Origin of the sequence: Microbacterium sp. NPDC089189, from assembly GCF_040685095.1 — a bacterium.
Classification (GTDB): domain Bacteria; phylum Actinomycetota; class Actinomycetes; order Actinomycetales; family Microbacteriaceae; genus Microbacterium.
This window is the reverse complement of the sequence record NZ_JBFBHG010000005.1, coordinates 106,663-122,810: the sequence shown is the minus strand read 5'-3', so window position 1 is coordinate 122,810 and position 16,148 is coordinate 106,663. Positions and strand designations below refer to the sequence as shown.

General features: G+C 72.4%; 17 protein-coding genes. 9 read left to right on the top strand and 8 right to left on the bottom strand.

The annotated features are described in order from the left end of the window. Position 1 precedes the first annotated feature (1 nt). Complete coding sequence (locus AB0N73_RS04595; RefSeq protein WP_363560831.1) at positions 2 to 394, bottom strand: TOBE domain-containing protein; 393 nt, start codon at positions 392 to 394, stop codon at positions 2 to 4. Positions 395 to 555: 161 nt separating this feature from the next. Between AB0N73_RS04595 and AB0N73_RS04590 the strand changes: the two genes are divergently transcribed. The 6 genes from AB0N73_RS04590 to AB0N73_RS04565 are packed head-to-tail and all read left to right on the top strand — an operon-like array spanning position 556 to position 4,479. Continuing rightward, on the top strand, positions 556 to 1,668 hold the full coding sequence (locus AB0N73_RS04590) for a ThiF family adenylyltransferase (RefSeq protein ID WP_363560829.1): 1,113 nt from the start codon (positions 556 to 558) through the stop codon (positions 1,666 to 1,668). Continuing rightward, on the top strand, positions 1,665 to 2,903 hold the full coding sequence (gene glp, locus AB0N73_RS04585) for a gephyrin-like molybdotransferase Glp (RefSeq protein WP_363560827.1): 1,239 nt from the start codon (positions 1,665 to 1,667) through the stop codon (positions 2,901 to 2,903). The genes AB0N73_RS04590 and glp overlap by 4 nt, the downstream gene beginning before the upstream one ends. Continuing rightward, the gene (moaC, locus tag AB0N73_RS04580) at positions 2,900 to 3,376 is read left to right on the top strand and encodes a cyclic pyranopterin monophosphate synthase MoaC (protein WP_363560825.1); all 477 of its coding nucleotides are present in this window, start codon (positions 2,900 to 2,902) and stop codon (positions 3,374 to 3,376) included. Before glp ends, moaC begins: the two co-directional genes overlap by 4 nt. Positions 3,377 to 3,380: 4 nt before the next feature. Beyond that, positions 3,381 to 3,989 carry an NTP transferase domain-containing protein gene (locus tag AB0N73_RS04575; RefSeq protein WP_363560823.1) on the top strand — a complete coding sequence of 203 codons (609 nt, stop codon included), beginning with the start codon at positions 3,381 to 3,383 and terminating at the stop codon, positions 3,987 to 3,989. Next, positions 3,986 to 4,246 (top strand): DUF6457 domain-containing protein, encoded by a 261-nt coding sequence (locus AB0N73_RS04570; protein ID WP_363560821.1) that lies wholly within the window; start codon positions 3,986 to 3,988, stop codon positions 4,244 to 4,246. The genes AB0N73_RS04575 and AB0N73_RS04570 overlap by 4 nt, the downstream gene beginning before the upstream one ends. After that, a complete protein-coding gene (locus AB0N73_RS04565; RefSeq protein ID WP_363560819.1) occupies positions 4,246 to 4,479 on the top strand; it encodes a MoaD/ThiS family protein in 234 nt (77 codons plus the stop codon). Before AB0N73_RS04570 ends, AB0N73_RS04565 begins: the two co-directional genes overlap by 1 nt. Before the next feature lie 23 nt (positions 4,480 to 4,502). Here the strand turns inward: AB0N73_RS04565 and AB0N73_RS04560 are convergent, their stop codons facing one another. The 6 genes from AB0N73_RS04560 to AB0N73_RS04535 all read right to left on the bottom strand — a co-directional run bounded on the left by AB0N73_RS04560 (position 4,503) and on the right by AB0N73_RS04535 (position 11,607). Further along, entirely contained in the window at positions 4,503 to 4,931 is a 429-nt protein-coding gene (locus AB0N73_RS04560; protein ID WP_363560910.1) for a molybdenum cofactor biosynthesis protein MoaE, read from the bottom strand. Beyond that, positions 4,928 to 5,401, bottom strand: a complete 474-nt coding sequence (locus AB0N73_RS04555) for a MogA/MoaB family molybdenum cofactor biosynthesis protein (RefSeq protein WP_363560817.1) — start codon at positions 5,399 to 5,401, stop codon at positions 4,928 to 4,930. The genes AB0N73_RS04560 and AB0N73_RS04555 overlap by 4 nt, the downstream gene beginning before the upstream one ends. Positions 5,402 to 5,411: 10 nt before the next feature. Beyond that, entirely contained in the window at positions 5,412 to 7,013 is a 1,602-nt protein-coding gene (locus AB0N73_RS04550) for an SDR family oxidoreductase (protein WP_363560815.1), read from the bottom strand. Positions 7,014 to 7,068: 55 nt separating this feature from the next. Further along, complete coding sequence (locus AB0N73_RS04545; RefSeq protein ID WP_363560813.1) at positions 7,069 to 9,501, bottom strand: FdhF/YdeP family oxidoreductase; 2,433 nt, start codon at positions 9,499 to 9,501, stop codon at positions 7,069 to 7,071. A 38-nt stretch (positions 9,502 to 9,539) separates the two neighbouring features. After that, positions 9,540 to 10,187, bottom strand: a complete 648-nt coding sequence (locus AB0N73_RS04540) for a phosphatase PAP2 family protein (protein ID WP_363560811.1) — start codon at positions 10,185 to 10,187, stop codon at positions 9,540 to 9,542. 61 nt (positions 10,188 to 10,248) lie between these two features. Further along, positions 10,249 to 11,607, bottom strand: a complete 1,359-nt coding sequence (locus AB0N73_RS04535; RefSeq protein ID WP_363560809.1) for a multidrug effflux MFS transporter — start codon at positions 11,605 to 11,607, stop codon at positions 10,249 to 10,251. 275 nt (positions 11,608 to 11,882) lie between these two features. Here AB0N73_RS04535 and AB0N73_RS04530 point away from each other — a divergent pair, with 275 nt between their 5' ends. From AB0N73_RS04530 to AB0N73_RS04520, 3 genes are read left to right on the top strand one after another with little or no spacing between them, the layout of a single operon-like run. Further along, complete coding sequence (locus AB0N73_RS04530; protein WP_363560807.1) at positions 11,883 to 12,584, top strand: DUF3105 domain-containing protein; 702 nt, start codon at positions 11,883 to 11,885, stop codon at positions 12,582 to 12,584. A gap of 4 nt (positions 12,585 to 12,588) precedes the next feature. Continuing rightward, positions 12,589 to 13,233: a DUF305 domain-containing protein gene (locus AB0N73_RS04525; RefSeq protein ID WP_363560805.1), complete on the top strand. Its 645-nt coding sequence runs from the start codon at positions 12,589 to 12,591 to the stop codon at positions 13,231 to 13,233. 25 nt (positions 13,234 to 13,258) lie between these two features. Continuing rightward, positions 13,259 to 13,687, top strand: a complete 429-nt coding sequence (locus AB0N73_RS04520) for a hypothetical protein (protein WP_363560803.1) — start codon at positions 13,259 to 13,261, stop codon at positions 13,685 to 13,687. Here the strand turns inward: AB0N73_RS04520 and AB0N73_RS04515 are convergent. Beyond that, positions 13,642 to 16,110, bottom strand: coding sequence for an HAD-IC family P-type ATPase (locus AB0N73_RS04515; RefSeq protein ID WP_363560801.1), 2,469 nt, complete (start codon positions 16,108 to 16,110; stop codon positions 13,642 to 13,644). The genes AB0N73_RS04520 and AB0N73_RS04515 overlap by 46 nt on opposite strands. Between the last annotated feature and the right edge of the window lie 38 nt (positions 16,111 to 16,148).

Here is a 16,148-nt window from a genome sequence, read left to right as displayed (position 1 = left end):
GTCAGTCCTTCGGGGTTTCGACCACGACGGTCGTGGCTTTGATGGAGGCGACCGCGAGCGAGCCCGGTTCGAGGGCGAGGTCGCGGGCGGATTCGGCGGTCATGAGCGAGACGACACGGTGGGGGCCGGCCTGGATGTCGACCTGCGCCATGACGCCCTCGATCTGCACGCGCGTCACCAGGCCGACGAAGCGGTTGCGAGCGCTGGAGAGCACGTCGGAGGGATCGGCCGCGGCCGACGCGACGGATGCCGCATGCTCCGCGAGCGCCGCGCCCGGGATCTCGACCGGGCTGGCATCGGTCACCGGCAGCACGCCCTGATCGATCCAGCGCCGCACGGTGTCGTCGCTGACGCCGAGCAGACGGGCCGCCTGGGAGACTTTGTAGCTGCGCATCCCCACAGCATATATCCGCATTCACGGCTCGAGACGCGCGATATGACCGCAGATGAGGAACTATCGGCGCCGGGGGCGCACCGGCATCCCGCGTGATCCACCCGGCCGCGATCCGCGGCCCGACCGCGTCCGGGGGCGCGGCGCCGGGCTAGCCTGAGGTCATGCCGTTCCCGCCCCTCGTCGAGCCCGTCGCCGCGCTGTCCGACGCCGAACGCGGGCGCACCGCGCGCCACGCCGTGCTGGCGGGCTTCGGCGAGATCTCCCAACGCCGGCTCGCAGCGGCGCGCGTGGCCGTCATCGGCGCGGGGGGCCTCGGCTCCCCCGCGATCCTCGCCCTCGCGGCCGCGGGGATCGGCGAGCTGATCGTCATCGACGACGACGTGGTGGAGCTCAGCAATCTGCAGCGGCAGGTCGTGCACCGCCGCGCCGACATCGGCCGGCCCAAGGTCGCGAGCGCCGTGCGCGTCGCCGCCGACCTCGGCGCCGAGACCGTCGTGACGACCGTTCCCGAACGCGTGACCCCGGCGAACGCGCCAGACCTGCTGCGGAACGCGCACCTCGTGATCGACGGCAGCGACACCTTCGAGACCCGCGCGGCCGTCGCCGCCGCGTGCGAGACCCTCGGCATCCCGCTGGTCTGGGGAACCCTGCAGGAGTTCGACGCCCAGGTCACCGTGTTCTGGTCCGCGCCGCCCGCGGGCACCGCCCCGGTCGTGCTGGCGGATCTCTACCCGCCCGACAGCGTCGGCGAGGTGCCGACCTGCGCGCAGGTGGGCGTGCTCGGCGCGCTCTGCCTGCAGGTGGGCGGCGTGCTCGCGATCGAGGCCATCAAGCTCCTCACCGGCATCGGCGAGCCGCTGCTCGGCCGCATCCTGCTGATCGACAGCCTGCGCGCACGCCAGCGCGAAGTGCCGTTGCTGCCGACGCGCGCGACCACGACGGCGCCCGAGCCCGGCACGGCGGCACCGAACCCGCAGCCCGCTCCCGTCGTGCGGCTCGATCCGGCGGGCGTCGCCGCGCGTCGGCGGGACGGCGTCGTGGTGCTCGACGTGCGCGAGCCGGACGAGACGGCACGCGGCACGATTCCCGGAGCGCTGCTCGTCCCTCTCGGCGACCTCCTGGCGGCCCCGGCGTCGCTCGGGCACGGCCCCTTCCTCGTCATCTGCCAGGCGGGTGCACGCGCACAGCGCGCCGCCGACGCGCTCCACGCAGCCGGCGCGAGCGCCGAGGTGCTCGCGGGGGGCATGAACACCTGGGAGGGTGACACCGCATGACGCTCCGCACCGTCGAAGAACAGCTCGCCGACGTCCTGGCCACGAGCGCCCCGCTCCCCCACGAAGAGCTCCCCCTCGCCGCGGCGGCGGGGCGCACGACGGCGGTGCCGGTCGCGGCGCGGGTCGACATCCCCGTGTTCGACAACTCCGCCATGGACGGCTTCGCCGTGCGGTACGCGGATGTGGCGGGGGTCGACGACGCGCATCCCGCACGGCTCCGGGTCGTCGCCGATCTCCCCGCGGGCACGGATCTCGACCCGTCGATCGAGGCGGGGTGCGCCGCGCGCATCATGACCGGGTCCGCGCTCCCCAGCGCGGCCGACACCGTCGTGCCGTTCGAGGACACCGTCGGAGGACTCGCCGACTCGCTCGGCGAGATCACGGTGCTGCGGGCCCCGCGGGCCATCGGCGCGCACGTCCGCCGCCGCGCCGCCGACGCCGCCGTCGGCACCGAGATCGTGCCGGCGGGCACCCTGCTCGGACCCCTGCAGCTCTCGGCGGCCGCCGCCGCGGGCGTGGCCGCCGTCACCGTGCACCGCGCACCCCGCGTCGCGGTCATCTCCACCGGCAGCGAGCTCGTGACGCCGGGCACGCCGCTCCGCCGCGGCCAGATCCCGGAGTCCAACGGGCTGCTCCTGGCGGCCCTCGCCGAGGACGCCGGGGCCGAGGTCGTGCTGCGCACGAGCGTCGACGACACCGACGCGGCCTTCCTCGCTGCCATCGCAGCGGCCACCGCCGCGGGCGCCGACGTGGTCATCACCTCCGGCGGGGTCAGCGAGGGCGCCTTCGAGGTGGTCAAGAACGTGCTGCAGGGAAGCGACGTCGCCTTCACCCGCGTCGCCATGCAGCCGGGCAAGCCGCAGGGGTTCGGGCGCCTCGCGGGCGGGGCGCTGCTGTTCGGCCTGCCCGGCAACCCGGTCAGCTCCGCCGTCTCGTTCGAGGTGTTCGTGCGTCCCGCGCTGCTGCGGTTCCAGGGCCGCACGAGCCTTCACCGGCCCGTGCTGCGTCTGCCCGCGGCCGTCGGCTGGCGCACCCCGCCCGGACGCCGCCAGTACCTGCCCGCCGCCATCGATCGTGCCGACCCGTCGCGCTGGAGCGTCCGCCCCGCCACCGCGGGCGGCTCGGGCTCGCACCTCGCCGGCGGCCTCGCGCGCGCCGAGGCGTATGCGGTGGTCGCCGCCGAGATCGACGAGGTGCGCCCCGGCGATGCGGTCGATGTCATGCTGATCTCATGAGCTTCACCCATCTGGATGCCGCGGGCCACGCCCGCATGGTCGATGTCACGGCCAAGCAGCCCACCGTCCGCTCCGCGACCGCCCGCGGCTTCGTGCGGGCCTCGCGCGAGGTCGTGTCGGCCCTGCGCGACGGATCCGTGCCCAAGGGCGATGTGCTGGCGATGGCCCGCATCGCCGGCATCCAGGCCGCGAAGCGCACGCCCGACCTGCTGCCGCTCGCGCATGTCATCGGCGTCCACGGCGCGGTCGTCGACGTGGCGATCGTCGACGACGGCGTCGAGATCGAAGCCACCGTGCGCACCGCCGACCGCACCGGCGTGGAGATGGAGGCGATGACGGCCGTGACCGTCGCCGCGCTCGCGATCGTCGACATGGTCAAGGCGCTCGACAAGGCCACGGCCATCGACAACGTGCGGATCGTGCGCAAAGAGGGCGGCAAGTCCGGCACGTGGGTGCGCCCCGACGGGGACTGACCCCGTGCTCGGCGCGGTGATCCTCGCGGGCGGCAGGGCCTCGCGTCTCGACAACATCGCCAAGCCGTGGCTGCACCGCGGCGGCACCACGCTGCTGCAGCGGACTGTGGATGCGGCGCGCACCGCCGGTGCCGCCCGACCCATCGTCGTCGGCCCGCCGCTCGAGCCCCTCCCCGCCGAGGTCACGTGGCTGCGCGAGGATCCCCCCTTCGGCGGCCCCGCGGCCGCGGTCGTCGCCGCTCTCGCCGCCCTCGATCCCACCGCGGAGTGGACGCTCGTACTCGCGTCCGACCTGCGCGATCCGCACGCCGCCGTCAGCCGCCTCGTGGCCGACCTGGCACTCGTCCCGGCCGACACCGACGGCATCTGCCTCGGCGACGCCCGCTCTCGGCCGCAGTGGCTCACGGGCGTCTATCGCACCCGCGCGCTCCGCCGCGCGGCGGAGGACATCCCCGACGCGGGCCGCGACCAGCCGATACGCATCCTGCTGGACGACCTCGCCCTCGCCGTGTTCCGCGCCGACGACGAGGTCGTGGCCGACGTCGACACCTGGGACGATGTCAAAGCGGCCGGCCTCGAGCCGCCGCACCCCCGATCAGAGGAGACGCCATGAGCGAGCACCTTCCCCCCGAGGCCCTCGACGAGTGGGCGGACGCCCTGCGCGAGCTGCTCGGCCTCGGGCCCGACGACCTGCCCGTCGCCCGGGTCCTCGACCTCGCGGGCGTCGTGGCCCGCGCGGTGGCCCGTCCCGCCGCACCCTTCAGCGCCTTCGCCGCCGGACTCGCCGCCGGGCGCGCGGGCGGATCGCCCGAGCAGGTGGAGGCGGCGATCGCCCGCATCGCGCAGCTCGCCGACGACTGGCCACGCTGATGGCACGGGTGCGCTACTTCGCCGCCGCCGAAGACCTGGCCGGGGTGTCCGAGGAGATCCGGGCCGAGTCCACCGTCAGTGCGCTCCGCGCGGCGCTGGCCGCGGAGCGCCCGGCACTCGGGCGGATCCTGCCGCGCTGCGCCCTGCTGGTGGCCGGTGCGCGGACGGACGACGACGCGTCGCTCGACGCCGACACGCTGGTCGACGTGCTGCCCCCGTTCGCCGGCGGCTGACCACCGCCCGGCGGCGAGCGGCCTCAGCCCCCGATGCCCTTCCAGGCCGTCGTTCCGTCGCTCTCGACCTGACGCTTCCACACCGGCAACTCGTGCTTGATCTGCTCGATGACCTCTCGGCAGACGGTGAAGGCGACGTCGCGGTGCCCCGAGGCGACGGCGATCACGACGGCGGCATCCCCCACGCCCAACCGGCCGATGCGGTGGCTGACGGCGACGATGGCACCGGTGTCGCCGACGGCGCGTTCCGCGACCCCGCGCAGCACGGCCTCGGCATCCGGGTGCGCGGAGTACTCCAGCGCGACGACGCCCGTGGCCGCGTCGGGATCGTTGTCGCGCACGCGGCCGATGAAGGTCGTGACGGCACCGGAGGCGGCATCCTCGACGGCGTCGAGGTGGGCGGCGACCTCGAGCGGGTCGTCGGTGATGCGGGCGATGGCGACGGTCATCAGTGGTCTCCTCCGGCGAGTTGATCGAGGATGTGCGCGGCGACGGAGAGCACGAGCGGCACACCCGAGGCGACCGCGGCGGGCTTGCCCGGAAGGTTGACGATGAGCGCCGAGCCCGTCACCCCGGCCCGTCCGCGGGTCAGCATGATGGCGGGCTTCTCCCCCGCACCCTCGCGCCGCAGAGCCTCGGCGATGCCGGGCACCTCGCGCTGGATGACGCGGGCGGTGCCCTCGGGGGTCTGATCGCGCGGCGACAACCCGGTTCCCCCCGTCGTCACGATGAGCTGCGCGCCGTCGGCGAGCGCCGCGCGCAGCGCGCCCTCGACGCTGTCGACGCCGTCCGCGACGATGCGCGCGTCACCGCAGCTCCATCCCGCGTCGCGAAGGAGCCCCACCGCGACAGGGCCGGATGCGTCCTCGCGCACGCCCGCGGCGGAGCGATCGGAGACGGTGATGACCTCGGCGCGGCGCATGCGAGCCAGCCTATTGCCCGGATCCCCCGCCGGCCGCGGCGGCGGAGGCGCCCGCGGCATCGTTCGCGCTCTCGGCCGCGGCCTCCGCCCGCGCCTCGGCCGCCTGCGCGATGCTGAGCGCCATCCCGCGGAAGATGAACCCGTGGAAGGGCAGCACCGCCAGCCAGTAGAGGCGCCCCGAGAGCCCGCGGGGGAAGAACACCGCGCGCTGGTCGTACCGCGCGCCGTCGCCCTCGGGTATGGCTCGCAGTTCGAGCCACGCGAGGCCCGGCACCTTCATCTCGGCGCGCAGGCGCAGCATCCGCCCCGGCTCGACGGCTTCGACGCGCCAGAAGTCGATCGCGTCGCCCACGGCCACCCGGGTGCGACTGCGCCGGCCTCGCCGCAGGCCCACGCCGCCCACGACGCGATCCATCCAGCCGCGGATCGCCCAGAGCAGGGGCGTCGAGTACCACCCGTTCGCGCCGCCGATGCCCGAGATGACCGCCCACAGCTCCTCCACCGGGGCGTCCGCGTGCGCAGTCTGCTCATCGGTGTAGACGGTGCGCCCCGCCCAATCGGGGTCGCCGGGCAGCGGGTCGCTCGGCACTCCCGACACATCGGCGTCCTGCCAGCTGGTCTCGATGTCGTCCGCGTCGACGCGTCCGAGCGCGAGCCGCACCGAGCTGCGGTAGTCCGTCAGCCCCGCGGCGGGACGGGGAACCACCTCGTCGATGTCGCGGTCCTTGACGACGCACTCGTTCTCGAGCGAGGCGATGAGGGGCCGCGCGATGGAGCGCGGCACGGGGGTGACCACACCCACCCAGTGCGAGGCCAACCCCGGGGTGAGCACGGGGAGGGGCGCGATGGGCCGTTGCGGTAGACCGGCCTCGACCGCGTAGCCGTTCATCATCTGTCCGTAGCGCGGGGCGTCCGGACCGCCCACATCGAACGCACGGCTCACCGCGGGGTCGACGCGTGCGGCACCGAGCAGGTAGTGCAGCACGTCGCGCACGGCGATCGGCTGCACCCGGTTGCGCACCCACCTCGGGGCGGGCATGTACGGCAGCACCTCGGTGAGGTGGCGCACCATCTCGAACGAGGCGGAGCCCGACCCGATCACGATGCCGGCCTGCAGGACGATGGTGGGCACACCGCTGGCGAGGAACACCTCGCCCACCTCCACCCGGCTGCGCAGGTGCGGCGAGAGGCGCACGCCCGCGGGGTGCAGAGCGCCGAGGTACACGATGCGCGACAGGGATGCGGCGGCCACCGCCGCGGCGACCGTCCGGGCGGCGTGCAGATCCGCATCCTCGAACCCGGCTCCGGCGCCCATCGAATGCACCAGGTAGTAGAGGACGTCCACGTCGTCCGTCGCGGACGCCATCGCCGCCGCGTCCTCGGCGGACCCCTCGACGATCTCGACGTCGCCACCCCACGGCAGCGCCGCGACACGGGCGGCGTCGCGCGCCAGCACGCGCACCCGGTAGCCCGCCGCGAGGAGGCGGGGGGTGAGTCGCCCGCCGATGTAGCCCGTTGCGCCGAGAACGAGCGCACGCGGCGCCGATCCGTCCGCGCGCGGCACCGCCTGCAGTGCCTCTTCGTGGCCGGTCGGCGTCGTCAGTTCGCTCATGGGGGCGACCCTACGCCGCCCCCACGTCGGAGGTTCCGGGGCTTGCGCGCGGACGTCAGGCGGGTCGTCCTCCGGGGCGCTCCAGCCGCACGATGACCGACTTCGAGGTGGGCGTCCCGCTCACGTCGGCGACGGATTCGAGCGGCACGAGCACGTTGGTCTCCGGGTAGTACGCGGCGGCGTTGCCCCGCGGCGTCGAGTAGGCGACGATGCGGAAGGCCTCGGCGCGCCGCTCCTCCAGGCCCTGGGGGCCGTGCCACTCCGAGACGAGGTCGACGGAGTCGCCGGGGGCGAACCCCAGCTCGCGGATGTCGTCGACGTTCACCAGCACCACGCGTCGCCCGCCGTGGATGCCGCGGTAGCGGTCGTCCTTGCCGTAGATCGTGGTGTTGTACTGGTCGTGCGAGCGGAGGGTCTGCAGCAGCAGGCGCCCGGCCGGGATCCGCGGGTACTCCAGAACGTTGGCGGTGAAGTGCGCGAGCCCGTCCGATGTCGCGAAGCGCCGGCCGTCCCGCGGCCCGTTGGGCAGGAAGAACGTGCGTCCCTTGTCGATGCGCGTCTCGTAGTCCTCGAACCCGGGGATGACGTTCTGGATGTGGGTGCGCACCCGCGCATAGTCGGCCTCGAGCTCCCGCCAGTCGGCGTGCGGCACGTTGGCCGGATGCGTGAGGTCGGCGGGATCCGGAGGGGTGGTGTGCTCGGCGGCCGGCCGTTCGGTCTGATCCCGATCGACGTCACCGCCGTGCGCGGGACGGGACGACGCGGTCGCCGCGGTCGTGCCGAAGACGCGTTCGCACAGGCGCGCGACGATGGCGACCTCGCTCAGCATGTCGTCGGAGGGCGGCGCGAGGCGCCCGCGCGAGGAGTGCACGGCGCCCATCGAGTCCTCGACCGACACCCGCTGCTCGCGACCGCCGCGTCGATCGCGATCGGTGCGTCCGAGCGTGGGGAGGATGACGGCGCGGCGCCCCGGCACGACGTGCGACCTGTTGAGCTTGGTCGAGACCTGCACCGTCAGGCCGATCGAGCCCATGGCCTCCTCGACCACCGCGGTGTCGGGCGTGGCGCTGACGAAGTTGCCCCCCATCGCCATGAACACGCGCACGCGGCCCGCGGCCATCGCGCGGATCGCCGCGACCGTGTCGTAGCCGTGCTCGCGCGGCGGCGCGAAGGAGAACTCGGCCTCGAGGGCGTCGAGGAACGCCTCGGACGGCTTCTCGTAGATCCCCACCGTGCGATCGCCCTGCACGTTGGAGTGACCTCGCACCGGGCAGACGCCCGCCCCGGGCCGGCCGAACGACCCCTGCAGGAGCAGCACGTTGACGACCTCGCGCAGCGTGGGCACCGAGTGCTTGTGCTGGGTGAGCCCCATCGCCCAGCACACGATCGTCGCCGAAGAGGTGCGCACCTCCTCCGCGATCGCGCGCAGGCGCGCCTCGTCGAGTCCCGTCGCGCGCTCGAGTTCCGACCACTGCGCCTCGGCCATCGCCGTGACGTACGCCTCGTAGCCGCTCGTGTGCCGGGCGACGAAGTCGTGGTCGACCACGCCGCCGTCGCGGCCCTCGCACTCCAGCAGGTGCTTGCCGATCGCCTGGAACAGCGCCTGGTCGCCGCCCAGCCGGATCTGCACGAACTCGTCGGCCAGCGGCGTGCCGCCCAGCAGCGCGCCGTGCACCGTCTGCGGGTTCTCGAAGCGCAGCAGGCCCGCCTCCGGCAGCGGATTGACCGCGATGATCCGCGCCCCGTTCTGCTTCGCCTTCTCGAGCGCGCTCAGCATGCGGGGGTGGTTCGTCCCGGGGTTCTGCCCGGCGACGATCAGCAGATCGGCGTTGTGGATGTCGTCGAGCGACACCGTGCCCTTGCCGATTCCGATCGTCTCGGTCAACGCCGACCCGGACGACTCGTGGCACATGTTGGAGCAGTCCGGCAGGTTGTTCGTGCCGACACCGCGGACGAGCAGCTGATAGAGGAACGCGGCCTCGTTCGATGTGCGCCCCGACGTGTAGAAAACGGCCTCATCCGGATCGTCGAGCGAGGTCAGCGCGTCGGCGATCGTGTCGAGGGCCTCGTCCCACGACGCCGGCCGATAGTGGGTGGCCCCCTCGTCGAGGATCATCGGCGTGGTCAGGCGCCCCTGCTGACCGAGCCACCAGTCGTCGTGCGCGCGCAGCTCGTCGATCGAGTGCGCGGCGAAGAACTCCGGGCCCACCCGGCGGACCGTGGCCTCCTCGGCCACCGCCTTCGCGCCGTTCTCGCAGAACTCCGCGACATGGCGACGGTCCTCTTCGGGCCAGGCGCATCCGGGACAGTCGAAGCCGTCCTTCTGGTTGACCCGCAGCAGCGTCCGCGCCGTCCGGGCGACGCCCATCTGCTGGGCCGAGATCTGCAGCGCGTGGAGGACTGCCGGCACCCCCACGGCCACCTGCTTCGGCTCGGACACGCGGACGCGGGTCTCGTCGATATCACGAGAGGGAGGCTTCATCACCATGCCCCGATGCTACGCCGCGCCCGGGCGCGTCGGCGCGATCAGGTGGCCGAGCGCGCCTCGCGCCTGATCTCGGGGGCGAGGCGTTCGAAGAGGAGGCCGGTGCACACCAGGGCCACGCCCACGCCGACGAGCGCGCCGCCCAGGGTGTCGCTCAGCCAGTGGGCGTGCAGGTAGGTGCGGCTGAACGCCATGACCAGCACCCAGAGCACAGCCACCACGATCGTCCAGACGCGCGGAAGCAGGAGCACGAGCATGGCGGCCACGGTCGCGGCGTTCGCGACGTGCCCCGAGGGGAACGAGCCGTGGTCGCTGATGACCAGCATCTCTTCGGGGCGGGCGCGGTTGAACACGTTCTTCAGGATCTGCACGAGCAGCGCGCTCGCGGCGATGGCGATCACCAGCGCCCCCGCCGACCACGGCCGGCGGGCGATGAGGAACGCGGCGACGCCCACGACCGGCACGACGAAGGACCCCACGATCGTGCCGCCGGCGACGTTCAAGAACGTCGACACCGACAGCAGCACCGGCGAGCGCGCGCCCGCGAGCAGATCGTTCCACCCCGCATCCACGGCGAACGGGGTGGCTCCCTTGAGGAAGATCCAGAGGCCCAGCGCAGCGCCGACGGCCAGCAGGCAGATCCCCCAGATCAGCAGCAGGCGGCGAGGGGATGCGGTGGGATCGCTCATCCGGTCAGTCTGACAGGATCTCGCGCCGGCTCACGGGCCTTGCACCCGGCCGCCTTCCGGCTCAGGGAGTCAGATGCGCGACGGTGCGGGGGCGCACGATGAACCAGAGCGCGGCGACCGCGATGATCCCGCACCCGACCATGACCGAGGCCATGGTCGTGGCCGTGATGGGGGCACCGTGCGAGAGCCCGCCCACCAGAGGCGACACGATTCCCGCCACGCCGAAGTTGGTGGCCCCGATGATGGACTGCGCGGTGCCCGCCGCGTTGCCGTGCCGGTCGAGCGCCAGCACCTGCACGCAGGGGAAGGTGAACCCGCAGGCGGTCATGAAGAAGAACAGCGGGATGATCGTGCCCCACATCCCGCCGCCCGCCTGGTCCGCGATGATGATCGCGGCGCTCGTGAGCACGAGCGCGACCGTCGAGAAGGCGAGCACCCACTGCGGGCCGTATCGGGCGGCGAGGCGGGATGCGGTCTGCACGCCGATGACCAACCCGACCGAGTTCGCGGCGAAGAGCAGTCCGTACTGCTGCGCGTCGAAGCCGAAGCTCTGCTGGAAGAGGAACGACGACGCGGACAGGTAGGAGAAGAGCCCGCTGAACGCCATCCCGCCGATCACGAGGACGCCCACGAAGACCCGGTCGCTGAACACACTGCGGTAGCGCTGCCAGATCGTGGTCGATCCGCGGTCCTGCCGACGCGCGCGCGGCAGCGTCTCGGGGATGAACACGATCGCCGAGACGAGCATGACCACGCCGTAGATCGCCAGCACGACGAACAGGCCGCGCCACGGCATGACGCCCAGCAGCCACGATCCGACCAGCGGCGCCAGCACCGGGGCCACGCCCGAGACCAGCGCCAAGCGCGAGAGCATGACGACCAGGCGCCGCCCGCCGAAGAGGTCGCGCACGATGGCGGCCGCCACGACGCCGCCCGCCGCCGCTCCCGCTCCCATGAGCACGCGCGTGATTCCCAGCGACACGAGGTCGGGGGCGAAGGCCGCGGCGGTGCTCGCCACGATGTGCAGCGCCGTGACGGCGAGCAGCGGGATGCGGCGCCCGAGCTTGTCGCTGAGCGGTCCGACCACGAGCTGGCCGAGCGCGAACCCGAGCGTCGTCCCGGTGAGGGTGAGCTGGATCATCGCGGCCGTCGTCTGGAAGTCGGCCTCGAGGATGGGGAAGGCCGGCAGGTACAGGTCGATCGTGAACGGGCCGAGCGCCGTGAGGGCGCCGAGCAGGATGATGTAGACCACGCGACGCCAGGCCGGCATCGCATCGCCCGGGTGCAGCACGACGGGCGCCGTCTGCGGGTTGCTGCCGAGGGTGCGGATGGCGCCGGTGGGGCTACCCGGCAGGCGCAGCGACCCGGTGACGGTGCGCTCGGAGGCGGGGACGGTGGGCACGTTTTCGGTGTCGGGCACGAGGAGAAACCACTTCGAGGACGGAGCGAGAGGGGCGGGCGCTCGATCGGCGCGGGCCTCGGGGAGGGGGACGGGCCGAAACGATTCGACCGGTTCCTCCATGGTATCCGAAACCCCGCCCCGCCCCATGGCGGATCGGTGATGCGGCTGTCGGCTGCCTCCCAGCCCTGCCCCCTATGCGTTCGCATAAGCTTGTCGGCGGGCGAGAGCGCCGGGCCCGAGGCCCCGCTCCCCCATCCGATTCGCGTTCGCACCGACCCGAGGACGTCCCGCCCATGAGCACGCCCCCCAAGCGACAGAGCGGCAATCCCGCCACCCAGGCCAAGATCGCGACCTCCGCGAAGCAGGAGCGCGAGGAGCGCCGCCAGGAGAAGCTGGCCGAGTATCAGCGCCAACTGGCCAAGCGCCGGCGCTCGAAGCTCGTCTGGTGGGTCGTCGGCAGCGGCGCGGCCGTCGTGGTCGTCGCCCTCGTCGTGGCGTCGATCGTGTTCACCCCGAAGCCGGTCACCTACACGGCCCAGAACTCCACCGGCGCGGTCATCGAGGGCGTCGAGACGTTCGACAACGGCAACGACCACGTGCAGGGCACGGTCGACTACCCGCAGAACCCGCCGGCGGGTGGCCCCCACAACCAGTACTGGCTGAACTGCGGCATCTACGACCAGCCGGTGCCCAACGAGAACGCCGTGCACTCGATGGAGCACGGCGCGGTCTGGGTCACCTACGACGCCGATCTGGTGAGCGAGGCCGACCTCGCCACCCTCCGGGCCAACTTCCCGCAGAGCTACACGCTGCTCTCGCCCTACGAGGGGCTCGACTCCCCGATCGTGCTCAGCGCGTGGAACGCGCAGCTGAAGATCGACGACGCCGCCGACCCGCGCGTCGCCGACTTCTTCGAGGAGTACTGGCGCAGCCAGAACGCCCCCGAGCCGAACGCGGTGTGCAGCGGCGCGATCGACGCACCCGGCAAGCAGTGACACGGTGACCGACACCCCGCGCCCGGCACGACGGTGGCTGGTGATCGCCCTCGCGGTGATCGCCGTCGCCGCGGTCGGTTTCGCGGTGGGTCGGTTCACCCTGTTCGGCAACAGCGCGCCCGTGCCGAACGCGGCCGACATCGGCTTCGCCCGCGACATGCAGGTGCATCACGCCCAGGCCGTCGAGATGGCGATGAGCATCTATCGCACCACGGAGGACGACGAGATCCGCGCTGTGTCGTACGACATCGCCACCGGTCAGGCGGCGCAGCGCGGCGAGATGTTCGACTGGCTCGTCCAGTGGGGCGTCCCGCAGGCGGGCGACCTCATGACCTGGATGCAGGAGTCGGACGCGCACGACCACGTCACCGCCCCCGACGCCACCTCCGACGAGGTCTACGCGTCGATGGGCATGGCCTCGGACGCCGAGCTGGCCGATCTCGCCGCCGCCCGCGGCACGGTCGCGGACTGCACCTTCCTCGAGCTGATGATCCGTCATCACGAGGGCGCCATCCCGATGGCGGATGCGGTGCTGGACCTGGGCAGCGTGCCGCGCGTGCTGCAGGTCGCGGATGTCATGCGCACCAACCAGTCGGCCGAGATCGACGCGATGCAGGGCATGCAGCAGCGACTGGGCTGCGCGGCCTGACCCGACCCGCCGCTACAGTGGTCGCGTGACGACCGCTCCCGCCTCCGTACGTCGCCCCGTCGTGGTGACGATCGCCGTCGTCCTGGTCTCGCTCAGCGGCGGCCTCAACACCGTCCTCGGCATCCTCATCCTGCTGAGCCGCTACGACGTCGCCGACGACCTCGTGCTGTCCACGTCGCTGATCGGCGCGGCGGTCGCCCTGTTCGGGTTGCTCACCCTGGCGGTCGCATCGGGCGTCGCCCGCGGGAGCCGCCTCTCACGCCTGCTGCTCACCGTGTATCTGGCGCTCCAGCTGGTGCTGCACACCCTCACGATCATCACGAGCGATGGATGGGACGTGACGGCCATCGTGCAGATGGTCCTGGCGGTCGCCCTCCTGGTCGTCGTGTGGGCGCCGCCGGGCTCCCGCTACTTCGTGTCGCGGGCGCCCGCGCCCGATCCCTTCGCTCCGTAGCCGGCGGTCGCGCGCAGCGTCGCGCGCACGAAGCGCACGTGGAAGATGCGGATGACCTCGATCGCCAGAATGGCGACGATCGTGAACCCGGTGAGCGCGTACGCGGCCTCCTGACCCGGATCGACCAGCTGGAAGAACTCGATCGAGAGCGGCACCGTGAACAGCGTGATCAGCGCCACGAACATCACGCCCACGACGATGACCTTGAAGCGGTTGAGCGGCCTCGACAGGATCGACAGCACCCAGATGCCGACGACGGCGAGGATGATCGTCGACCCCGTGCGCAGCTGGTCCTCGCCCACGCCCAGCTGCTGGGCGACGAGCGTGTAGCCGGTGAGCGTCAGGGCGATGACGATGCCCGAAGGAATCGCGAACGACAGTGACCGCCGCAGGAACCCCGGGATGTAGCGGCGCGCGTTCGGCATGAGGGCGAGGAAGAAGGCGGGGATGCCGATCGTCAGCCCGTCCGTGATCGAGAGCTGACGCGGCAGGAACGGGAACTCCAGCACCAGCAGCCCGAACAGCAGCGCGAGGCCTGTCGCGTAGGCCGTCTTGGTGAGGAACAGCATCGAGACGCGCTCGATATTCGCGATCACCTGCCGCCCCTCGGCCACGACATCCGGCAGGTGCGAGAACTTGCCGTCGAGCAGCACGAGCCGGGCGACCGCCTTGGTGGCGGCGGCGCCCGAGTTCATCGCGATCCCCATGTCCGCGGTCTTGATCGCGAGGGCGTCGTTCACGCCGTCACCGGTCATCGCGACGACGTGACCGCGGCTCTGGAGGGCGAGCACCATCCCCTTCTTCTGCTCGGGCGTGACCCGACCGAACACGGTGTGGGTCTCGAGCACCTCGGCGAGCGCGTCGACGTCGTCGGGAAGCGTGCGGGCGTCGTAGCCCTCGGGCGCATCGATCCCCACGTCGCGGGCGATGGCGGCCACGGTCCGCGGGTTGTCGCCCGAGATGATCCGCACCCCCACGCCCTGCGCGCGGAAGTAGGCCAGCGTCTGCGCGGCATCGGGACGCACCTGCTCGCGGAACGTGACGACCACGACCGGCTCCAGTTGCGCGGGCAGGCGTTCGGACTCGACGTCGTCTGCCGTGAGCGGATGGGGCGAGTGTCCGAGCACGAGGGTGCGGAGTCCCGTCGACGCGAGCGAGGTGACCTGCGCACCCAGCGGGGTCTCGGGGTCGGTGGCCATCGTGTCGAAGACCATCTCGGGGGCGCCCAGCACCCAGGTGGCGCCCTCGAACGAGACCGCGCTCCACTTGCGGGCGGACGAGAAGGCGATCGTCTCGTCCGCGACGGCGGCGCCCGCGCCGGCGGGGTACGGCTCGCGGAGGCATCGGGCCGTCGCGTTGGCGTCGGGCGCGGCGCCGTACCAGGCGAGGGCGCGCTCCCAGCCGGCCGCGGCGCCGTCGAGAGGATGCGCGTCGTCGAAGGTGATCTCGCCGGCGGTCAGCGTGCCGGTCTTGTCGAGGCAGATGACATCGACCCGGGCGAGGCCCTCGACGGCGGGGAGCTCGTTGACGAGCACCTGCTTGCCGGCCAGTTTCGCCGCGCCCACCGCGAACGCGATCGAGGTCATGAGCACGAGACCGAGCGGGATCATGGCGGTGAGCGATGCGATGGTGTTGACGACCGCCTGCACCCAGCGGCCCTCCTGGAAGATGGTGCCCCATCCGCCCGCGACCATCACCTGGGCGTTGAGGACGAGGAGCCCGATGGGTCCGATGCCCCAGCTCACCCACGTCAGCACACGGTTGATGCTGGTGCGCAGCTCGCTGCTGACCAGCGAGAATCGCTTGGCCTCGGCCTGGAACCGGTTCGCATACGAATCGGCGCCGACGCGATTGACGCGCGCGTCGCCCTCTCCGCCCACGACGATCGACCCCGACAGCGCTTCGTCGCCGGGCCGCTTGTCGACCGCATCGGATTCTCCGGTGAGCATCGACTCGTCGATCTGCAGCCCACGTCCGCCCAGGACGATCGCATCGGCGGCGACCTGATCGCCGGCACGCAGCACCAGCACGTCGTCGAGCACGACGTCAGCCGGCGCGATCTCCTGCTCCACGCCGTCGCGGCGGACCCGCGCGCGCGGCGCGTTCAGAAGCGCGAGTCGGTCCAGCGCCGCCTTGGCACGGAACTCCTGCACCGTGCCGATGATCGCGTTCGCGAAAGCCGCCAGCCCGAAGAGGGCATCCTGCCAGCGCCCCACCAGGAGCAGGATCAAGAAGCAGGCGCCGACGATGCCGTTGAAGAGCGTGAACACGTTGGCACGGACGATGTTCCAGACGCTGCGGCTGGTGTCGGCGTCGAACCGGTTGACGCGTCCGTCACCCTGCCGCGCGGACACCTCTGCCGCTGTGAGGCCGCCCGCGTCATCCACCGTAGTCGACATGGCCCCCTGCTCCCCCGCATCCATGCCGCTCACCCTATCCGCACGCCGAGACGCGCAACGCG

Coding starts and splice junctions, on each gene's coding strand:
- AB0N73_RS04595 (WP_363560831.1), bottom strand. CDS start 394: ATGCGCAGCTACAAAGTCTCCCAGGCGGCCCGTCTGCTCGGCGTCAGC.
- AB0N73_RS04590 (WP_363560829.1), top strand. CDS start 556: ATGCCGTTCCCGCCCCTCGTCGAGCCCGTCGCCGCGCTGTCCGACGCC.
- glp (WP_363560827.1), top strand. CDS start 1,665: ATGACGCTCCGCACCGTCGAAGAACAGCTCGCCGACGTCCTGGCCACG.
- moaC (WP_363560825.1), top strand. CDS start 2,900: ATGAGCTTCACCCATCTGGATGCCGCGGGCCACGCCCGCATGGTCGAT.
- AB0N73_RS04570 (WP_363560821.1), top strand. CDS start 3,986: ATGAGCGAGCACCTTCCCCCCGAGGCCCTCGACGAGTGGGCGGACGCC.
- AB0N73_RS04565 (WP_363560819.1), top strand. CDS start 4,246: ATGGCACGGGTGCGCTACTTCGCCGCCGCCGAAGACCTGGCCGGGGTG.
- AB0N73_RS04555 (WP_363560817.1), bottom strand. CDS start 5,401: ATGCGCCGCGCCGAGGTCATCACCGTCTCCGATCGCTCCGCCGCGGGC.
- AB0N73_RS04550 (WP_363560815.1), bottom strand. CDS start 7,013: ATGAGCGAACTGACGACGCCGACCGGCCACGAAGAGGCACTGCAGGCG.
- AB0N73_RS04545 (WP_363560813.1), bottom strand. CDS start 9,501: ATGGTGATGAAGCCTCCCTCTCGTGATATCGACGAGACCCGCGTCCGC.
- AB0N73_RS04540 (WP_363560811.1), bottom strand. CDS start 10,187: ATGAGCGATCCCACCGCATCCCCTCGCCGCCTGCTGCTGATCTGGGGG.
- AB0N73_RS04530 (WP_363560807.1), top strand. CDS start 11,883: ATGAGCACGCCCCCCAAGCGACAGAGCGGCAATCCCGCCACCCAGGCC.
- AB0N73_RS04515 (WP_363560801.1), bottom strand. CDS start 16,110: ATGGATGCGGGGGAGCAGGGGGCCATGTCGACTACGGTGGATGACGCG.